18 protein-coding genes are annotated in these 19,720 nt (G+C 61.0%); 15 read left to right on the forward strand and 3 right to left on the reverse strand.

All coding sequences use genetic code 11. The annotated features are described in order from the left end of the window. Window positions 1-16: 16 nt before the first annotated feature. A complete protein-coding gene (locus TX23_RS13530) occupies window positions 17-1,552 on the reverse strand; it encodes an HDOD domain-containing protein (protein WP_057702580.1) in 1,536 nt (511 codons plus the stop codon). A gap of 166 nt (window positions 1,553-1,718) precedes the next feature. Here TX23_RS13530 and motA point away from each other — a divergent pair, with 166 nt between their 5' ends. After that, window positions 1,719-2,570 (forward strand): flagellar motor stator protein MotA, encoded by an 852-nt coding sequence (gene motA, locus TX23_RS13535; protein ID WP_057702581.1) that lies wholly within the window; start codon window positions 1,719-1,721, stop codon window positions 2,568-2,570. A 3-nt stretch (window positions 2,571-2,573) separates the two neighbouring features. Further along, on the forward strand, window positions 2,574-3,593 hold the full coding sequence (motB, locus tag TX23_RS13540) for a flagellar motor protein MotB (RefSeq protein ID WP_057702582.1): 1,020 nt from the start codon (window positions 2,574-2,576) through the stop codon (window positions 3,591-3,593). A gap of 167 nt (window positions 3,594-3,760) precedes the next feature. Here motB and rsgA read toward each other — a convergent pair whose 3' ends face one another. Continuing rightward, window positions 3,761-4,792, reverse strand: a complete 1,032-nt coding sequence (rsgA, locus tag TX23_RS13545; RefSeq protein WP_005784215.1) for a small ribosomal subunit biogenesis GTPase RsgA — start codon at window positions 4,790-4,792, stop codon at window positions 3,761-3,763. Window positions 4,793-4,900: 108 nt separating this feature from the next. Here rsgA and orn point away from each other — a divergent pair, with 108 nt between their 5' ends. After that, a complete protein-coding gene (gene orn / locus TX23_RS13550; protein WP_010213620.1) occupies window positions 4,901-5,443 on the forward strand; it encodes an oligoribonuclease in 543 nt (180 codons plus the stop codon). Between the two features lie 182 nt (window positions 5,444-5,625). Then, complete coding sequence (locus TX23_RS13555; RefSeq protein WP_172833454.1) at window positions 5,626-6,243, forward strand: trimeric intracellular cation channel family protein; 618 nt, start codon at window positions 5,626-5,628, stop codon at window positions 6,241-6,243. On the opposite strand, the gene queG is transcribed toward TX23_RS13555, so the two are convergent. Further along, a complete protein-coding gene (gene queG / locus TX23_RS13560) occupies window positions 6,240-7,304 on the reverse strand; it encodes a tRNA epoxyqueuosine(34) reductase QueG (protein ID WP_057702583.1) in 1,065 nt (354 codons plus the stop codon). The genes TX23_RS13555 and queG overlap by 4 nt on opposite strands. A 63-nt stretch (window positions 7,305-7,367) precedes the next feature. On the opposite strand from queG, the gene TX23_RS13565 reads away from it, so the two are divergent. From TX23_RS13565 to TX23_RS13615, 11 genes are all read left to right on the forward strand, one after another. After that, the gene (locus TX23_RS13565) at window positions 7,368-8,228 is read left to right on the forward strand and encodes an NAD(P)H-hydrate dehydratase (protein ID WP_057702584.1); all 861 of its coding nucleotides are present in this window, start codon (window positions 7,368-7,370) and stop codon (window positions 8,226-8,228) included. Then, a complete protein-coding gene (gene tsaE, locus TX23_RS13570; protein WP_057702585.1) occupies window positions 8,216-8,686 on the forward strand; it encodes a tRNA (adenosine(37)-N6)-threonylcarbamoyltransferase complex ATPase subunit type 1 TsaE in 471 nt (156 codons plus the stop codon). The genes TX23_RS13565 and tsaE overlap by 13 nt, the downstream gene beginning before the upstream one ends. Window positions 8,687-8,701: 15 nt before the next feature. After that, the gene (locus TX23_RS13575; protein ID WP_057702586.1) at window positions 8,702-10,123 is read left to right on the forward strand and encodes an N-acetylmuramoyl-L-alanine amidase; all 1,422 of its coding nucleotides are present in this window, start codon (window positions 8,702-8,704) and stop codon (window positions 10,121-10,123) included. Continuing rightward, complete coding sequence (gene mutL, locus TX23_RS13580) at window positions 10,123-12,039, forward strand: DNA mismatch repair endonuclease MutL (protein WP_057702587.1); 1,917 nt, start codon at window positions 10,123-10,125, stop codon at window positions 12,037-12,039. The genes TX23_RS13575 and mutL overlap by 1 nt, the downstream gene beginning before the upstream one ends. Beyond that, window positions 12,039-13,010, forward strand: coding sequence for a tRNA (adenosine(37)-N6)-dimethylallyltransferase MiaA (miaA, locus tag TX23_RS13585; RefSeq protein ID WP_057702588.1), 972 nt, complete (start codon window positions 12,039-12,041; stop codon window positions 13,008-13,010). The genes mutL and miaA overlap by 1 nt, the downstream gene beginning before the upstream one ends. Window positions 13,011-13,104: 94 nt before the next feature. Continuing rightward, window positions 13,105-13,365 carry an RNA chaperone Hfq gene (gene hfq / locus TX23_RS13590; protein WP_003188059.1) on the forward strand — a complete coding sequence of 87 codons (261 nt, stop codon included), beginning with the start codon at window positions 13,105-13,107 and terminating at the stop codon, window positions 13,363-13,365. Window positions 13,366-13,377: 12 nt separating this feature from the next. After that, window positions 13,378-14,679 carry a ribosome rescue GTPase HflX gene (hflX, locus tag TX23_RS13595; RefSeq protein WP_003188061.1) on the forward strand — a complete coding sequence of 434 codons (1,302 nt, stop codon included), beginning with the start codon at window positions 13,378-13,380 and terminating at the stop codon, window positions 14,677-14,679. A gap of 96 nt (window positions 14,680-14,775) precedes the next feature. After that, window positions 14,776-15,951: an FtsH protease activity modulator HflK gene (hflK, locus tag TX23_RS13600; RefSeq protein WP_005784234.1), complete on the forward strand. Its 1,176-nt coding sequence runs from the start codon at window positions 14,776-14,778 to the stop codon at window positions 15,949-15,951. Next, window positions 15,951-16,817, forward strand: coding sequence for a protease modulator HflC (gene hflC, locus TX23_RS13605; protein ID WP_003188064.1), 867 nt, complete (start codon window positions 15,951-15,953; stop codon window positions 16,815-16,817). The genes hflK and hflC overlap by 1 nt, the downstream gene beginning before the upstream one ends. Window positions 16,818-17,110: 293 nt before the next feature. Next, a complete protein-coding gene (locus tag TX23_RS13610; RefSeq protein WP_057702589.1) occupies window positions 17,111-18,298 on the forward strand; it encodes an ATP phosphoribosyltransferase regulatory subunit in 1,188 nt (395 codons plus the stop codon). A gap of 54 nt (window positions 18,299-18,352) precedes the next feature. Further along, the gene (locus tag TX23_RS13615; RefSeq protein WP_014716669.1) at window positions 18,353-19,642 is read left to right on the forward strand and encodes an adenylosuccinate synthase; all 1,290 of its coding nucleotides are present in this window, start codon (window positions 18,353-18,355) and stop codon (window positions 19,640-19,642) included. Window positions 19,643-19,720: the final 78 nt, after the last annotated feature.

The raw sequence follows: 19,720 nt of genomic DNA on the forward strand, positions 1-19,720 counted from the left end.
GATTGTAGCGCAAGCTTCAGGCGCTGCGGTTGGTAAAGCTGTGCAGGGCCTTTTCGATGCATTGGGCGGTTTTGCCGAACGCCTGTACGGTGGTTTCCGAGAACGGGCCGCCGCCCTGGTCCGCCACTACCAGCATCACCACGCGGCCGTTGCAGCTCAGCGAACGCAGCAGCAAGTGTTCGCCCGTAAACAGGCGACGCAGGATCGGCGGCAGCAGGGCGGAAAACTGCGCATGGTTGTCGGGGGTGAGACGCACCTGGGCGGACTTTTCCAGCAGGCGTTGCAGCAGTGTGCTGTTGACCACATCCAGGCTCAGGTGCGCGGCGTCTTTGGGCAAGCCGTCGGCTTGATGCACGCGCAAGGTGCTCAAGGCGCGATCGGCCATGAACAACAACACCCGCTGCATGCCACTGGCCACCAAGGCTTGCTTGGCGCAGGTGGTCAGGTGCATGGCGTTGGCAAAGCGGCTCGGCTCCACCAGCAACTCGGTGCAATGCGTACGCCATACGGCCAGGGCTTCGGCAGTGGGCGGCGGTGCCGGCAACAAGCCGCGATGGACCTTTTGCACATGCCACGGCCAGATCAGCGACAGCGCCGGGTGCCAGAGGTCCGGCATCAGGGTAGTGCGGGCGCTGGTCACGGCCTGCTGGTGTGCTTGTTGTTGCACGTCACTCAAGGGCACTTGCAGGTACAGCGCGGTGAGGTATTGCCAGCGTTCGGTGTGCGGGCAGGTCCAGGATTCCTGGGCGGACATGGCCAGGCCGTTGGCCAGCAACACGGTATTGGCCGGCTGGTTCAGCCAGCGGCGCAGGTTGGGTTCGGCGTCGAGCAATTGCTGGTGGCGCAAGGCGTCGTCTTTGCGGGCAATGTGCAGCGCCTTGACCAGCAGGCGTTGCTCGGCCAGCAGCAGCTTGTAGCCCTGGGAAACCCAGATCGGCAGGTGCCAGGCTTCGGTCAGGCCCAGACACAAGTCCAGCAAACGCACGCCGAACAGCTCCTGCTCGACCTGGCGCGCCGACTGACCCTTGTGAATCACCCGCAGCTCCCATTCCTCCAAAAGCTTGGGGTAGGCGACGGCCATCGGCCACAGTGGCGACAGAAACAGCAGGCTGCCCCAGTGGATGTCCTGCCATAGCCGCGCCAGGCGACTGCCGAACAAACCGTTGGCTTGCTGGGACGCGTGCTGACTCACCAGCAGCAGTTGGCGCAAGGCCACCGGAATATCACGGGCAGGCACCGAGGGCAGGCGTGCCAGCAGTTCCTCGGCTCGTTTGAGGCCCAGGCGGTTAAGCGCTACTTCGAGGTTTTCCGCCGGTTCTGCCAGGCTGCCGTGGGTTTGGCTGTTGGCTTCGCGCATTACGCTCAGCACCAGGGCCGGACTGGTTTGCATCAGCTCGGCAATATCTCGCAATGAACTGCGGCTGTCGCGGATGGCTTTGCACACACGCTCATGGTTGGCCTGGGGAACGGGCAGCAGCACGTCGTCCAGGCGCTTGATCCAGGCGGCGAGGGTGGTGGGGCGGTTCGTTGGGACTGTGGTTTCGATTGCCATGATTGGGGCGCGATCATCACTTGCGTTCAACACGCCCGGAACGGGCCGAATTGGCTTTTCGCCTTAACGGGCTATAGTCTGGCGCAGTTTTGCCGATAAGTAGAACAAGAGTTTTCTGCTGCACCCAATATGTCCATGAACCCGACGGCGCAAGTACCCATCTCCTATGGCTAAAATTATCGGCATCATTGTCGTCATCGCAAGTGTGCTCGGAGGGTACGTCCTCTCCCACGGTAAAATTGCCGCACTGATCCAACCTTTCGAAGTGCTGATCATCGGCGGTGCCGCGTTTGGCGCATTCTTGCAGGCCAACCCCGGCTACATGACCATGCATGTGGTCAAAAAATCGCTGGGCATGTTCAGTTCACGCTTCTCTCACACCTTTTATTTAGAGGTGCTGGGGCTGATCTACGAGATCCTCAACAAGAGCCGCCGTGAAGGCATGATGGCTATCGAGGGCGACATCGAAGATGCCGCCGCCAGCCCGATTTTCGCCAAGTACCCGGCCGTGCTCAAAGATGAGCGCATGACGGCTTTTGTGTGTGATTACCTGCGCATCATGTCCTCCGGCAACATGGCTCCCCACGAGCTGGAGGGCCTGTTCGACATGGAGTTGTTCAGCCTTAAGGAAGAGCTGGAGCATCCGTCTCATGCGGTGACCGGCATCGCTGACGGCATGCCCGGTTTCGGTATTGTCGCGGCGGTACTGGGTATCGTGGTGACCATGGCGTCCCTGGGCGAGGGTGATCAGGCGGCCATCGGCATGCACGTGGGTGCGGCGCTGGTAGGTACCTTCTTCGGTATTCTCGCCGCCTATGGTTTCTTCGGCCCGCTCGCCACCTCCCTGGCCCACGACGCCAAGGAAGAGGTCAACCTCTACGAAGCGATCAAGGCGTGCCTGGTGGCTTCGGCATCGGGAATGCCGCCATCGCTGGCCGTGGAGTTCGGGCGCAAGGTGCTGTACCCCAAGCATCGTCCAAGTTTCTCCGAGCTGGAACAAGCGGTTCGCGGTCGCTAAGCCATGGAAAACAACCAGCCGATCATCATCAAGCGCGTCAAGCGCTTCGCTGCGGGGCACCATGGTGGTGCCTGGAAAATCGCGTTTGCCGACTTTGCCACGGCGATGATGGCGTTCTTTCTGGTGCTGTGGCTGATGTCCACCGCCACGCCGGAACAGAAAATCGCCATCGCCGGCTACTTCAAAGACCCGATTGGCTTTTCGGAAAGCGGCACGCCGTTTGTCATTGACCTGGGCGGCTCGCCGCAACTGGCGCCAGAGCGCACCATCAACCCGGAAGTGCAAACTGAGTCGCCCCAGGAAAAAATCCCGATCGAGCGCGATACCGTCGAGTCCATGGCCGAGCAGGTCGAACAGGAGCGCCTGGAACTGTTGCTGCAGGAATTGCAGAACAAGGTTGAAGAAAACCCGCAGCTGCTGAAGTTCAAGGACCAGATTTCCTTCGAAATCACACCTGAGGGGCTGCGCATCCAGATCACCGACGCCGCCAACCGGCCGATGTTCGATTCGGGCAGTGCGCGCCTGAAGCCGTACTTTGAAGACATACTGCTGGCCATGGCCGACACCATCAAGGCGGTACCGAACAAGATCAGCATCAGCGGCCATACCGACGCCAAGCCCTACGCGGGCCAGGGTGACTTCGGCAACTGGGAACTCTCGGCCAACCGCGCCAACGCCGCCCGGCGTGCGCTGGTGGCCGGCAGCTACCCGGACCCGCAAGTGGCGCGGGTGGTGGGCTTTGCCTCCTCGCAACTGTTTGATCCCAAAGACCCGTTCAACCCGGTCAACCGCCGTATCGACATCGTGGTGCTGACCAAAAAGGCCCAACGCGCGATTGAAGGTGATCAGCCGCCACCACCGGCACCGACCCAGGGCGACGGAGCACCTGGCGAAGTGCCGGCCGATCCGAACGCGCTGCCGCCGGAGCAGGAGCCGCTGCCGGCCCATGAGCTGCGCCAGAAGCTGAACCTGTTTGATGATGGGGGCGTCAAGGATCCTACGGCGCCTGCACCGGGGTCCTAAGCTCTAGATACAACAAGGCCGCGATGATCGCGGCCTTGTTGTATCTGCGCTGTCATTGTAGGAGCGAGCTTGCTCGCGAAATCATCAACGATAACGCGTGTATCCAGGATGCCCGCGTTGCGCTTGAGGCCTTCGCGAGCAAGCTCGCTCCTACAGAGGCTGGCGGGTTAGTAACTGCTCTCAGGCAGACTTGCAATAATCGACCGATAGCTGTTCATCCGCTGTTGTTGCACGCGTCCATCCTCCAACGCCTTGAGCAACGCACAGCCCGGCTCGCGGTCGTGCTTGCAGTCGCGGAAGCGGCAGGTGCCGATCAGGTCGTTGAACTCGATAAAGCCCGCTTCCACATCGCTGCGGCTGACGTGACCCAAGCCGAATTCACGAATACCCGGGGAGTCGATCAACTCGCCGCCACCGGGGAAGTGGAACAACCGTGCAGTGGTGGTGGTGTGGGTGCCCTGGCCGGACAGCTCCGACAGCGGTCCGACGCGGGTATCGACTTCCGGCAACAGGCTGTTGACCAGCGACGACTTGCCCACGCCAGACTGGCCGACGAACACGCTGATGCGCCCGTCCAGCTGCTGTTGCAGCTGTTCCATGCCGTTGCCGTGATGGGCCGACACTTCCAGCACCGGGTAGCCCAGGGTGCGATAGACCGCCAGCAACGCATTGAGCGCCGGGGCGTTCTGCTCGTCGATCAGGTCGAATTTGTTCAACAGCAACAGCGGGCGGATACCGGCGTGTTCTGCCGCGACCAGGTAGCGGTCGATCAGGTTGGCATGGGGCTCGGGCAACGGTGCGAACACGATCACGATCATGTCGACGTTGGCCGCCACCGGCTTGAGCTGCCCACGGCTGTCGGGGCGACGCAGTTCGGTACTGCGCGGTAACTGGGCGACGATCACGCCGATGCCCTGGTTGCCCGCGCGCCATACCACTTTGTCGCCGGTCACCAGCGCAGGCAGGTTGGCGCGCAGGTGGCAACGGGACACTGAGCCTGCGAGTTCGCCTTCCAGCGCCTCGACTTCGACTTGCACACCAAAGTGCGCGATCACCAGGCCCGTTTGTTCGGGGCCCAGGTCGCCGCCCTCGAGCGCTTCCACGGCGGAGGATTCACGTTTGGCGGCGCGCGCTGCGCGTTCACCTTGAATCTTTTCGATGCGCCAGTTTTGGCGACGGTTGAGCTGGCGTTTGGCCATTGGTGTTCCGTGTCGATAATGCAAAAGTTGGGTAAAACGGTCGCGAGTCTAGCACGCCCCCGCCTGCTAAACTGCGCAGCTACGCCAAGGTGCCAAGAGAATCAAGCCATGCAAAACCCACAGAACCTGATTTGGATCGATCTGGAAATGACCGGTCTGAACCCCGACACCGACGTCATCATCGAGATGGCGACGATTGTCACCGACAGCAATCTCAACACCTTGGCCGAAGGTCCGGTGATCGCCATCCACCACAGCGACGCGGTACTCGCCACCATGGACGAGTGGAACACCCGCACCCACGGTAACTCCGGCCTGACCCAGCGTGTGCGCGACAGCCGCATCAGCATGGCCGAAGCCGAGGCCGAAACCATCGCCTTTCTGGAAAAATGGGTGCCCAAGGGCAAGTCGCCGATCTGCGGCAACAGTATCTGTCAGGACCGGCGCTTCCTTTATACGCACATGAAGGCGCTGGAAAGTTACTTCCACTATCGCAACCTGGATGTGTCGACGCTGAAAGAGTTGGCTGCGCGTTGGGCGCCGGAAGTCAAAGACAGCTTCCATAAAGGCAGCACGCACCTGGCGCTGGATGATATTCGCGAGTCGATTGCCGAGTTGCAGCATTACCGCAAGCATTTCATCAAGGCTTGATTCTACGGCGCCAGTGAATGCGCCATCGCAGGCAAGCCAGCTCTCACCTTTGACTGCATTCGCAAATTCAAAATGTGGGAGCTGGCTTGCCTGCGATACAGGCGACGCGGTTTATCGCCAAGCGCCCCCTTTTGGTGCCATCAGCAAATGATTAGACTGCCGGCCTCCCTGCAAGGATCGCCATCATGCTGTTGATGCTCTACCTCATCGCCATCACCGCCGAAGCCATGACTGGCGCCCTGTCCGCCGGTCGGCGCGGCATGGACTGGTTCGGCGTGGTGTTGATCGCCTGCGTGACGGCCTTGGGCGGTGGTTCGGTGCGCGATGTGCTGCTCGGCCACTACCCGCTCACCTGGGTCAAGCATCCGGAATATCTGGTGCTGACCTCCGTCGCGGCGCTGGTGACGATCTTTATCGCGCCGCTGATGCGCCGCCTGCGCTCGCTGTTTTTGGCGCTGGACGCCTTGGGGTTGGTGGCGTTCACCCTGATCGGCTGCATGACCGCCCTGGAAATGGGCCACGGTATGTTGGTGGCGTCGGTCAGCGGGGTCATTACCGGCGTATTCGGCGGCATCCTTCGGGATATCTTCTGTAACGACATCCCGCTGATCTTCCGCCGCGAGCTATACGCCAGCGTGTCGTTCCTGGCTGCATGGTTCTACTTGCTGTGCCTGTATCTGGAACTGCCGAGCGAACAGGCGATTCTGCTGACGCTGTTCAGTGGCTTTCTATTGCGTCTGTTGGCGATCCGTTTTCACTGGGAAATGCCCAAGTTCGTCTACAACGACGACGTGCACTAGCGCGTGGCGTGCTGGTTCAGCGCCCATTCCACATGCTCGCGCACCAGCTCCGAGGGGTAGTCCCGCCGCGCCTTCAAGGCTTCCAGTACCGGAATGCTCGACGGCGCATTGCCCAGGCCCACCGCCAGGTTGCGTAACCAGCGCTCGTAACCGGCGCGGCGCAGGGGCGAGCCCTCGGTGCTGTTGAGGAATTTATCCTCGTCCCACATAAACAATTCGGCCAGTTCTGCGTTATCCAGATTGTGCCGTGGCTTGAAATCGCTTTCGGCGGTAGGTCGAGCGAAACGATTCCATGGGCAAACGATCTGACAGTCATCGCAGCCAAATACCCGGTTACCGATCAACGGGCGCAGGTCTTCGGGAATGGCGCTCTTGAGTTCGATGGTCAGGTAGGAAATACAGCGCCGGGCGTCCAGCACATAGGGGCCGACGAAGGCGTTGGTGGGGCAGATGTCCAGGCACGCCGTGCAACGGCCGCAGTGTTCGGTAGTGTGGGGTGGGTCGACCGGCAACGGCAAATCGACAAACAGTTCGCTCAAGAAGAAATAACTGCCGGCCTTGCGGTTGAGCACCAGGGTGTTTTTACCGATCCAGCCCAGTCCGGCTTGTTCGGCGATGGCTTTTTCCAGGACGGGCGCGCTGTCGACAAAGGCGCGAAAGCCGAACGGCCCGATCTGCGCCTGGATGCGGTCGGCCAGTTGCTGCACGCGCTTGCGGATCAGCTTGTGGTAATCGCGGCCCAGGGCGTAGCGCGAGATGTAGGCTTTTTCCGGCTGGCCGAGCAGTTGCGCCATCTGGGTGTCGCCGGGCAGGTAGTCCATGCGCAGTGACACCACGCGCAAGGTACCGGGCACCAGCTCGTCCGGGTGGGAGCGTTTGCTGCCGTGGGCGCCCATGTACTCCATCTCGCCGTGGTAGCCCGCGTCGAGCCAGCGTTGCAGGTGCTGTTCATGCTCAGCCAGGTCCAGGCCGCTGATGCCGACTTGTTGAAAGCCCAGCTCGCGACCCCAGTCTTTGATCGATTGGGCAAGGGCGGGCAGATCGGAGGTAATAGCAGGCATGAGACACGGGAAACCACAGGTTAGATGCGTATAATTCTGCCAGACATCGGAGCTTGAAGACGCATGCCTCAGACAAAACACCCAATTACCGACGTTCAGCCGTTGTTGCCCGGCCATTTGCCGCAGCTGGCTGCGCGCTCCCCGGACGCCCATAAGGGCCAGTTCGGCCACCTGCTGGTCATCGGTGGTGACCGTGGCTTTGGCGGTGCGGCGCTGCTGAGCACTGAAAGTGCCCTGCGCAGCGGTGCCGGCATGGTCTCGCTGGCGACTCGGCCGGAACATGTGCCGGCCGCTCTGGCCCGGCTGCCGGAGGTCATGGCGGTCGGCGTGAGCTCGGCCAACCAGTTGATGGGCCTGCTGGATAAAATCTCGGTGATCGTCATTGGCCCAGGCCTGGGCGATGCCGCCTGGGGCAAAAGCCTGTTGTCGGTCGCGGCCAATGCCGGCCAGCCGCAGGTGTGGGATGCCGACGCGCTCAATCAACTGGCCACCGGCGGCGTCGAGTTGCCGGCCAACTGTGTGATTACTCCTCATCCGGGCGAAGCTGCGCGTTTGTTGGGGCTATCGACAGCCCAGGTTCAGGCCGATCGCCTTAATGTGGCGCGCGCGTTGAGCCACAAATTCAATGCAGTGGCTATCCTCAAGGGTGCTGGCAGTTTGATTTCAAGTCCGGATGGACGGCTTGCCCGCTGTGATCAAGGCCATCCGGCGATGGCGACGGCGGGGCTCGGTGATGTCTTGGCCGGTCTGGTCGGCGCGCTATTGGCTCAGGGTATGCCCGCGTATGAGGCAAGCTGCCTGGCCGTGTGGTTGCACGCGACCGCTGGCGACCGCCAGGGTGGTTTTGGTCGTGGCCTGGCTGCCAGCGACCTGATCCCTGCCATTCGTCAATTGCTGGAGGAGCAGTCGCCGTGTCTGAAGTAATTCTTTTCCTGGCAGATGAAGAGGCTATGGTCGCGTTGGGTCAGCGTCTTTCGCAGGTCACGCAAGGGGCAGGGTTGATCTTTCTCGAAGGTGATCTCGGCGCAGGCAAAACCACACTGTCCCGGGGGATTATCCGCGGCCTGGGCCATACCGGCGCGGTAAAAAGCCCGACGTTCACGCTGGTCGAACCCTACGAGATTGGCGACGTACGCGCCTTCCACTTCGACCTCTATCGCCTGGTCGATCCGGAAGAGCTGGAGTACATGGGCATCCGTGATTACTTTGATGAAGATGCGTTGTGCCTGATCGAATGGCCAGATAAAGGCACAGGCTTTTTGCCAAAGCCGGACCTGACCATTACCATTACGCCGCATGAGCACGGACGTCAGCTGAAGTTGTTGCCCCAGAGCCCACGCGGTCAATCGTGGTGTGCTGCTCTGGCATTGGAATTCAAATAATTGGTGGGGTTAGGTATGCGCTTTCGCGCGTTGGTTGCTGTCGTGGGGGTGTTGCTTGCGGCAATAACTGTCAATGCTCTGGCTGCTTCACAGGTAAAAAGTGTTCGCCTGTGGCGAGCGCCGGATAACACGCGACTGGTGTTCGACCTGTCTGGCCCGGTCCAGCACAGCGTCTTTACCCTGACGGCACCTGATCGCCTGGTGATCGACATCAACGGTGCGAGCCTGGCCGCGCCGTTGAAGGTGTCTACTGCCAACACGCCGATTACCGCCATGCGCTCGGCCCAGCGTACGCCGACCGACCTGCGTGTGGTCATCGACCTGAAAAAGGCCGTGACCCCCAAGAGCTTCTCCCTGGCCCCCAACGCCCAGTACGGTAACCGCCTGGTGGTCGACCTGTTCGACAACCCCGCCGACGCCGCACCGCCGCCTGCGCCAACGCCGAGCGTAGCGACGGTGCCTGCGGTGCCGGTCAACCCTTCGCAACCCCAGGTCAAGCTGCCACCGCCGCCGCCTGCACCGGCAGGCAAACGCGACATTATCGTAGTGATCGACGCCGGCCACGGTGGTGAAGACCCAGGGGCTTCCGGCTCCCGCGGCCAGCACGAGAAGGACGTGGTACTGGCCATCGCTCGTGAGCTGCAACGCCAGGTCAATGGCATGAAAGGCTACCGCGCCGAGCTGACCCGCACCGGTGACTACTTCATTCCGCTGCGTGGCCGTACCGAAATTGCGCGCAAGAAGGGCGCTGACCTGTTTGTGTCGATTCACGCCGACGCCGCGCCTTCAACCGCTGCATTTGGCGCCTCGGTATTTGCCCTGTCGGATCGCGGCGCCACGTCCGAAACCGCCCGCTGGCTGGCCGACAGTGAAAACCGTTCCGACTTGATCGGCGGGGCCGGCAACGTCTCCCTCGATGACAAGGACAAGATGCTTGCCGGTGTGCTGCTCGACCTGTCGATGACCGCCTCGCTGACCTCCAGCCTCAACGTGGGCCAGAAAGTCCTGAGCAATATCGGCCGCGTGACGTCGCTGCATAAACAGCGGGTGGAACAAGCCGGGTTCATGGTGTTGAAGTCGCCGGATATTCCGTCGATCCTGGTGGAAACCGGGTTTATCTCCAACGCCAACGAAGCGTCGAAACTGGCCAGCGCCAGCCATCAGCAAGCGCTGGCACGCTCCATCAGCGCCGGTGTGCGCCAGTTCTTCCAGCAGAACCCGCCGCCGGGCACCTACATCGCCTGGCTGCGTGACTCCGGCAAAATTGCCCAGGGCCCGCGTGACCATCGCGTACAGCCCGGCGACACCGTTGCCATGCTGGCGGTACGTTTCCAGGTCACGCCTGCGGCCTTGCGCAGCGCCAATAACCTGAAAACCGATGAGTTGAAGATCGGCCAGGTGTTGACCATCCCCGGCACTGAATTGGCGGCACAGTAATGAGCGAAACCTTGTTGAACAGCGGCTCGCGCATTGAATTGCTCAGCCCGCGCCTGGCCAACCAGATCGCCGCGGGCGAGGTGGTTGAGCGCCCGGCGTCGGTGATCAAGGAACTGCTGGAAAACAGCATCGACTCTGGTGCAAGGCGCATCGATGTCGACGTGGAGCAGGGTGGCGTCAAGTTGCTGCGGGTACGTGATGACGGCAGCGGCATCTCCTCCGATGATCTGCCGCTGGCCCTGGCCCGTCACGCCACCAGCAAGATCCGTGACCTGGAAGACCTTGAACGGGTCATGAGCCTGGGGTTTCGCGGTGAGGCCCTGGCCTCCATCAGCTCCGTAGCGCGCCTGACCCTGACCTCCCGCACGCGCAACGCCGAGCAAGCCTGGCAGGTCGAAACCGAAGGGCGCGATATGGCGCCTCGGGTTCAGCCGGCGGCGCATCCGGTCGGTACCTCCGTAGAAGTGCGCGACCTGTTCTTCAACACCCCGGCGCGGCGTAAATTCCTCAAGGCCGAGAAAACCGAATTCGATCACCTGCAAGAAGTGATCAAGCGCCTGGCCCTGGCGCGTTTCGATGTGGCGTTTCACCTGCGCCACAACGGCAAAACCATCCTCAGCCTGCACGAAGCCAACGACGACGCCGCGCGTGCTCGGCGGGTGGCAGCAGTGTGTGGCAGCGGGTTCCTGGAACAGGCGCTGCCGATTGAGATCGAGCGCAATGGTCTGAGGTTATGGGGCTGGGTCGGGTTGCCGACATTCTCCCGTAGCCAGGCTGACTTGCAGTATTTCTTTGTAAATGGCCGTGCAGTTCGCGACAAGCTGGTGGCTCACGCGGTGCGCCAGGCTTATCGCGACGTGCTGTTCAATGGGCGGCACCCGACCTTTGTGCTGTTCTTTGAGGTTGACCCTTCGGTGGTCGACGTCAACGTGCACCCGACCAAGCACGAAGTACGTTTCCGTGACGGGCGCATGGTGCATGACTTCCTGTATGGCACGCTGCACCGCGCCTTGGGCGATGTGCGCCCGGATGATCAATTGTCGGCGCCGATCGTCACCGCAGTGGTGCGCCCGAGCGGTCCCGAGGCCGGTGAGTTCGGGCCGCAAGGTGAAATGAGCCTGGCGGCCAACCTGCTGCAATCGTCGCCGCAGCAGCCAGCCTACACGGCGCCGAACTCGGGTGCCGGTGCGGGTTATCAGTACCAATACACACCGCGCCCGCAATCGACGGTGCCGGTGGCCGAGGCCCAGGCGGCGTACCGTGAGTTTTTCGCGCCGCTGCCGGGTGCCGAGCCGGGTGCTGCTGTGGCGTTGCCCGAAGGCGGCGGTGATATCCCGCCGCTGGGCTATGCCCTGGCGCAGCTCAAAGGCATTTATATCCTCGCCGAAAACGCCCATGGCCTGGTGCTGGTGGACATGCACGCTGCCCATGAACGGATCATGTACGAGCGCCTGAAGATCGCCATGGCCAGCGAAGGCCTCAGCGGCCAGCCGCTGCTGGTGCCCGAATCCCTGGCGGTGAGCCAGCGTGAAGCCGACTGCGCAGAAGAACATCACAGTGTGTTCCAGAAGCTGGGCTTCGAGCTGCAACGCCTGGGCCCGGAAACCCTGGCGATCCGCCAGATTCCCGCGCTGCTCAAGCAGGCCGAGGCCAACCGCCTGGTGGCCGATGTGCTGGCCGACCTGATGGAGTACGGCACCAGCGACCGTATCCAGGCGCATATCAACGAATTGCTCGGCACCATGGCCTGCCACGGCGCCATCCGCGCCAACCGCCGCCTGGCCCTGCCGGAAATGAACGGCCTGCTGCGCGACATGGAAAACACCGAGCGCAGCGGGCAATGCAACCATGGCCGACCGACCTGGACCCAAATGGGCCTGGACGATCTGGACAAACTGTTCTTGCGCGGCCGCTGATGAGTGTCTTGCCCCCCGCCATTTTCCTGATGGGCCCCACGGCCGCCGGCAAGACCGACCTGGCCATCGAGCTGACCAAAGTGCTGCCCTGCGAGTTGATCAGCGTCGACTCTGCCCTGGTTTACCGGGACATGGATATCGGCACGGCCAAGCCGTCGAAGGCGCTATTGGCCCAGTATCCGCATAAATTGATCGACATCATCGATCCGGCGCAGAGCTATTCGGCGGCGGATTTTCGCACCGACGCCCTGGCGGCCATGGCCGAGATCACCGCGCGCGGCAATATCCCGCTGCTGGTGGGCGGCACCATGCTCTACTACAAGGCGTTGCAGGAAGGTCTGGCCGATATGCCGCCTGCCGATGCCCAGGTGCGCGCTGAACTCGAAGAAGAGGCTGCGCGCCTTGGCTGGCAAGCCCTGCACGACCAGTTGGCGGCGGTGGATCCGGTGTCCGCAGCGCGCATTCACCCCAATGATCCCCAGCGTCTTACCCGTGCTCTGGAAGTCTGGCGTGTCAGCGGCCAGACCATGACTGAACATCGCCTGAAACAAACTGCGCAAAGTACTGATGCAGGCGCATCTGGACAGTCACAATTGCCCTATACTGTGGCGAATCTGGCCATCGCTCCGGCAAATCGCCAGGTGCTGCATGAACGAATTGCACAAAGATTCACAATTATGTTGGAACAGGGGTTTGTGGACGAGGTCGTAGCACTGCGTTCAAGAGGTGACCTTCATGCAGGGTTGCCTTCGATACGTGCTGTAGGCTACCGCCAAGTCTGGGATCATCTGGATGGCAAGCTGACGTCAGCCGAAATGCAGGAGCGCGGCATCATTGCCACGCGCCAATTGGCGAAGCGCCAGTTCACCTGGCTGCGCAGCTGGAGCGATTTGCACTGGTTGGACAGCCTGGACAGCGACAATCTGTCACGCGCCTTGAAATACTTGGGAACGGTCTCCATATTGAGCTGAGTCCTTGCAATTGCCGTCTATCCTTGGGGGTGTGACGGCCATAAGCTATCTATTTTCCGATTTTTTATTATTGATCCTTAAAGGAGTGCGGCACATGTCAAAAGGGCATTCGCTACAAGACCCTTACTTGAATACTTTACGTAAAGAGAAAGTTGGGGTTTCCATCTATCTGGTCAACGGCATCAAGCTGCAAGGTACGATCGAGTCGTTCGACCAATTCGTTATCCTGCTGAAAAACACCGTCAGCCAGATGGTTTACAAGCACGCTATCTCGACAGTCGTTCCAGTTCGTCCAATCCGTCTGCCTAGCGCAGCAGGTGATGAACAGGGTGACGCTGAGCCAGGTAACGCCTGATAGGAGTCTCCTTTGTTCTTTGAGCGCCACGGTGGTGGTGAGCGAGTAATCCTCGTTCACTTGGATGGACAGGACCCTGAGGCGCGCGAAGATCCGCAGGAGTTTCAGGAGTTGGCAAATTCGGCCGGCGCCGAGACCGTTGCGTTTTTTAACGTGCCGCGTCATCGGCCAACCGCCAAATACCTGATCGGCAGCGGCAAGGTCGAGGAACTGCGCGACCTGGTTCACGCTGAAGAAGCCGATCTGGTGATCTTCAATCACACTCTCACGCCCAGTCAGGAACGTAACCTCGAACGTGTTTTCGAGTGTCGCGTGATCGACCGTACCGGCCTGATTCTCGACATTTTCGCCCAGCGCGCCCGTACCCATGAAGGCAAGCTCCAGGTCGAACTGGCCCAGCTTGATCACATGAGCACCCGCCTGGTTCGCGGCTGGACGCACCTTGAGCGTCAAGGTGGCGGCATCGGTATGCGTGGTCCGGGTGAAACCCAGTTGGAAACCGACCGGCGTCTGCTGCGGGTTCGCCTGCGCCAGATCAAGGGCCGCCTGGAAAAAGTCCGCAGTCAGCGCGAACAATCGCGCCGTGGCCGTTCCCGTGCGGATATCCCTACCGTGTCGCTGGTGGGTTACACCAACGCCGGTAAATCCACGCTGTTCAACAACGTGACGAAATCGGATGTTTACGCGGCCGACCAACTGTTCGCCACCCTCGACCCGACCTTGCGCCGTCTGGACATCGACGACCTGGGGCCGATTGTCCTGGCCGATACGGTGGGTTTCATTCGTCACTTGCCGCACAAGCTGGTCGAGGCATTTCGGTCTACGCTCGAAGAGTCGAGCAATTCCGACCTGCTGCTGCACGTGATCGATGCGGCCGAACCGGATCGCATGTTGCAGATTGAACAGGTCATGGTGGTGCTGGGCGAGATTGGTGCCCAGGACTTGCCGATCCTTGAGGTCTATAACAAACTCGATTTGCTTGAAGGCGTTGAGCCACAAATCCAGCGTGACGAAAACGGCAAGCCCCAGCGGGTATGGCTTTCGGCGCGCGATGGCAGTGGTTTGGAGCTGCTTGAACAAGCGATTGCCGAGTTGCTGGGCAGTGATTTGTTTGTCGGCACCTTGCGCTTGCCGCAGCGTTTTGCTCGACTGCGTGCACAGTTTTTCGAGTTGGGCGCGGTACAGAAAGAAGAACACGACGAAGAAGGTGTCAGCTTGCTGGCCGTTCGATTGCCACGCTCGGAACTCAATCGGCTGGTCAGCCGAGAGGGTGTTGTACCGGCAGAGTTCATCGAACAACACACTTTGCAATAAAAGCCTGAGAAAGCGGTTGTGCCGCAGTAGCAGGCATTCTGTAGCATTGGTCGGCGCGCCGTGGGTGCGTCTTTGCTTTATCAGATGGAGAGCGCTATGGCTTGGAATGAGCCGGGTGGCAACTCGAATAATCAGGATCCTTGGGGTGGTAAGCGCCGCAATAATGGCGACCGCAAGGGGCCACCGGATCTCGACGAGGCCTTCCGAAAGCTGCAGGAAAGCCTGAATGGGTTGTTCGGTGGTGGAAAAAAACGTGGTGGTGACGACGGCGGTCGCACAAGCAAGGGCGGTGGCTATGGCCTGCTGGGCCTGGGTCTTGTCGTGCTCGCAGCCGTATGGCTGTACAGCGCGGTCTACGTGGTGGACGAGCAGGAGCAAGCCGTGGTGCTGCGCTTCGGCAAGTACTACGAGACTGTCGGGCCAGGCCTGAACATCTATTTCCCGCCGATCGACAAGAAGTACATGGAGAACGTCACGCGTGAGCGTGCGTACACCAAGCAGGGCCAGATGCTGACCGAAGACGAGAACATCGTCGAAGTGCCGCTGACCGTGCAGTACAAGATCAGCAACCTGCAGGACTTCGTGCTGAACGTTGATCAGCCGGAAATCAGCCTGCAACACGCAACCGAAAGTGCCCTGCGCCATGTGGTAGGTTCTACCGCCATGGACCAGGTGCTGACCGAAGGTCGTGAATTGATGGCCAGCGAAATCAAGGAGCGCCTGCAACGGTTCCTCGATACCTATCGCACCGGTATTACCGTCACTCAGGTGAACGTACAGAGCGCAGCGGCACCGCGTGAAGTGCAGGAAGCCTTTGACGACGTGATCCGTGCCCGTGAAGACGAGCAGCGTTCGCGCAACCAGGCTGAAACCTATGCCAACGGCGTTGTGCCGGAAGCCCGTGGTCAGGCCCAGCGCATCCTTGAAGATGCCAACGGTTATCGCGATGAAGTGGTCTCGCGCGCCAAGGGTGAGGCAGATCGCTTTACCAAGCTGGTCGCCGAGTACCGCAAGGCACCGGAAGTCACGCGTGAGCGTCTGTACCTGGACACCATGCAGGAAGTTTTCAGCAACACCAGCAAGGTTCTCGTGACCGGCAACAAGGGTGGGCAGAACAACCTGCTGTACCTGCCGCTGGACAAGATGATCGAGAGTGGTCGTAGCGGCACCAGCGCACCGTCCACCGGTTCGAATGCCGCTGCCAACGAAGCGAGCGCCCGTGCGGCCGCTGACTTGCTGCAACAGCAAACACGTACCAGGGAGAGCCGTTGATGAGCAATAAATCGCTGACCGCCCTGATTGTGGGCGTCGTCGTGGTCATCGCTGCCTGGAACTGCTTCTACATCGTCGCTCAGACCGAGCGTGCGGTGCTGCTGCAATTCGGTCGCGTGGTCCAGGCGGATGTCCAGCCGGGCCTGCATGTGAAAGTCCCCTACGTCAACCAGGTGCGCAAGTTCGACGCCCGCCTGATGACCCTGGATGCACCGACACAGCGCTTCCTGACCCTGGAAAAGAAAGCCGTGATGGTTGACGCGTACGCCAAGTGGCGCGTCAAGGATGCCGAGCGCTTCTACACTGCGACCTCCGGCCTCAAGCAGATTGCCGACGAGCGTTTGTCGCGTCGTTTGGAATCGGGCCTGCGTGACCAGTTTGGTAAGCGCACCCTGCACGAGGTGGTATCCGGTGAGCGTGATGCGCTGATGGCGGATATCACCCGTTCGCTGAACACCATGGCGGAGAAAGAGCTGGGTATTGAAGTGGTCGACGTTCGCGTCAAGGCCATTGACCTGCCCAAGGAAGTGAACCGCAGCGTGTTCGAGCGTATGAGCACCGAGCGTGAGCGTGAAGCGCGTGAGCACCGTGCCAAGGGTAACGAGTTGGCTGAAGGTATCCGTGCCGATGCCGACCGTCAGCGGCGTGTCCTGCTGGCAGAAGCCTATCGTGAGTCTGAAGAGGCCCGTGGTGATGGCGATGCTCAAGCCGCAGCGATCTACGCCAAGGCCTACGGCCAGGACCAGGAGTTCTACGCGTTCTACCGTAGCCTGCGTGCCTACCGTGAAAGCTTCGCGAACAAAACCGACGTACTGGTGCTGGACCCAAGCAGCGACTTCTTCCGCTACCTGGAAAAGTCCAAGTAACCAGCCCGTGATTCTGTAAGGCGCACTCCGTCGGGCGGCTAAAATGCCTGGCGGGGTGATCCTTTCAGAAAACGGGTGTATGATGCGGCAGCCGGGAAATTCCCGGCTTTTTTGCGTCTGCATGTTTGATTCGGCAGGCGTGACAGGTTTTTCGAGGAAAGTGCCCGACGAGGCCGTTTGCAGGCCATTCGTCACGTCGCTCTTGCGCGTGGTTTATGCAAGGGGCGGGTATTTTCTGCTTCACTCAAGGCTCGGCCGAGGGCTGGCCGCCCGGATCAAAGGGGAATGGCGTAATGGCAACGGTAGACCGCTGGCTGCTGCCAGATGGCATCGAAGAAGTACTGCCACCAGAAGCTGCGCGCATTGAAGTAGCGCGTCGCCAGGTGTTGGATCTGTTCCAGAGCTGGGGTTACGAGTTTGTCGTGACTCCCCATATCGAGTACCTGGAATCCCTGCTGACCGGCGCGGGCCAGGACCTGGATCTGCGTACCTTCAAGGTGATCGACCCGCAATCGGGCCGGCAAATGGGGTTCCGTGCCGACATCACGCCGCAAGTGGCGCGTATCGATGCGCACACCCTGCGCCGCGAAGGTCCGAGCCGCCTGTGCTACGCCGGCAGCGTGCTGCATGCCCAGCCGCGCGCCTTGTCGTCTTCGCGCAGCCCGATCCAGTTGGGCGCCGAGTTGTACGGCGATGCCAGCCCGAGCAGCGATGTTGAAGTGATCAGCCTGATGCTGGCCATGTTGCAACTGGCGGATGTGCCGGATGTGCACATGGACCTCGGTCACGTTGGTATCTACCGTGGCCTGGCCCGCGCGGCCGGGTTGTCCGGTGAAGTGGAGCAACAGTTGTTTGATGCCCTGCAGCGCAAGGCTATCGACGAAGTGATCGCCCTCACAGCGGGTGTGCCGGCTGAACTGGCCGCTATGCTGCGTGCGCTGGTGGACCTGTGCGGCGGCCGTGAAGTGCTGGTGGCTGCGCGTGAGCGCCTGGCCAATGCGCCGGCGCCGGTATTGGCGGCACTGGATGACGTGCTGGCGATTGCCGAACGCTTGTCGGCGCGGTTCCCGCAGCTGCCGCTGTATTTTGATCTGGGCGAGTTGCGCGGCTACCACTACCACACCGGTGTGGTGTTCGCGGTATTTGTTCCGGGTGTTGGCCAAGCCATCGCCCAAGGTGGTCGTTACGACGATATCGGCGCCGACTTCGGTCGTGCACGTCCGGCCACTGGCTTTTCCACCGATTTGAAAACCCTGGTGACCCTGGGGCGTGCTGAGGTCGAGCTGCCGTCTGGCGGCATCTGGATGCCCGACAGTACGGACGCGGCGCTCTGGCAGCAGGTTTGCCAGTTACGCAGTGAGGGTCAGCGTGTGGTCCAGGCCTTGCCTGGGCAGCCATTGGCCGCCGCCCGTGAAGCGGACTGCGACCGGCAATTGATTCAGCAGAACGGGCTTTGGCAAGTATCGCCACTGGCTTCTTGAGTTTTCCTGCCGGCCATCGCCGGCACCAAGTTTGCGCGAATGAGGACAAGTGTTATGGGTAAGAATGTCGTAGTCCTGGGCACCCAATGGGGTGATGAGGGCAAAGGCAAGATCGTTGATCTGCTGACCGAACATGCTGCCGCCGTAGTGCGCTACCAGGGTGGCCACAACGCTGGCCACACTTTGGTCATCGATGGCGAAAAAACTGTCTTGCACCTGATCCCGTCGGGCGTACTGCGCGAAGGCGTGCAGTGCCTGATCGGCAACGGCGTGGTAGTTGCACCTGACGCCCTGCTGCGCGAGATCACCAAGCTGGAAGAGAAAGGCGTACCGGTGCGTGAGCGCCTGCGTATCAGCCCGTCCTGCCCGCTGATCCTGTCCTTCCACGTTGCGCTGGACCAGGCCCGTGAAAAGGCCCGTGGCGAGCTGAAGATCGGCACCACCGGTCGCGGCATCGGCCCGGCCTATGAAGACAAGGTTGCACGTCGTGGCCTGCGTGTGGGCGACCTGCTCAACATGCCGCGCTTTGAAGACAAGCTGCGTGAGCTGGTGGATTACCACAACTTCATGCTGGTCGGTTATTACAAAGAGCCTGCCATCGAGTTTGAAAAGACCCTGGCCGAGTGCAAGGAATACGCAGAGCTGCTCAAGCCGCTGATGCTGGACGTGACCGCCGAGCTGCACGATCTGCGTCGCGCCGGCAAGGACATCATGTTCGAAGGTGCCCAGGGTTCGTTGCTGGACATCGACCACGGTACCTACCCGTACGTGACCAGCTCCAACACCACTGCTGGCGGCGTTGCCACCGGCTCGGGCGTTGGCCCGATGTTCCTGGACTACATTCTGGGCATCACCAAGGCTTACACCACCCGTGTAGGTTCCGGTCCGTTCCCGACTGAGCTGTTCGACGACGTTGGCGCACACCTGGCCAAGCAAGGTCACGAATTCGGCGCCACCACTGGCCGTGCTCGTCGTTGCGGCTGGTTCGACGCCGTTATCCTGCGTCGCGCTATCGATGTGAACAGCATCTCGGGCATCTGCCTGACCAAGCTGGACGTACTCGACGGTCTGGAAGCCATCAACATCTGCGTCGGCTACAAAGACGCCCAAGGCAACGATGTTGCCCCGACTGACGCTGACAGCTACGTGGGCCTGCAGCCTGTGTACGAAGAAGTGCCAGGCTGGACCGAATCGACCGTGGGCGCCAAGACCCTGGAAGAACTGCCAGCCAACGCTCGCGCCTACATCAAGCGTGTGGAAGAGCTGATCGGTGCGCCTATCGACATTATTTCGACCGGCCCGGACCGCAACGAGACCATCGTTCTGCGTCACCCGTTCGCTTAATAAGCTGTTGATGTAAAAAGCAAAGGGCTCCTTCGGGAGCCCTTTGTCGTTTCTGCCCGGCAAACGGCACGACCCTTG

The sequence above is a fragment of the Pseudomonas paralactis genome, assembly GCF_001439735.1.
Taxonomy (GTDB): domain Bacteria; phylum Pseudomonadota; class Gammaproteobacteria; order Pseudomonadales; family Pseudomonadaceae; genus Aquipseudomonas; species Aquipseudomonas paralactis.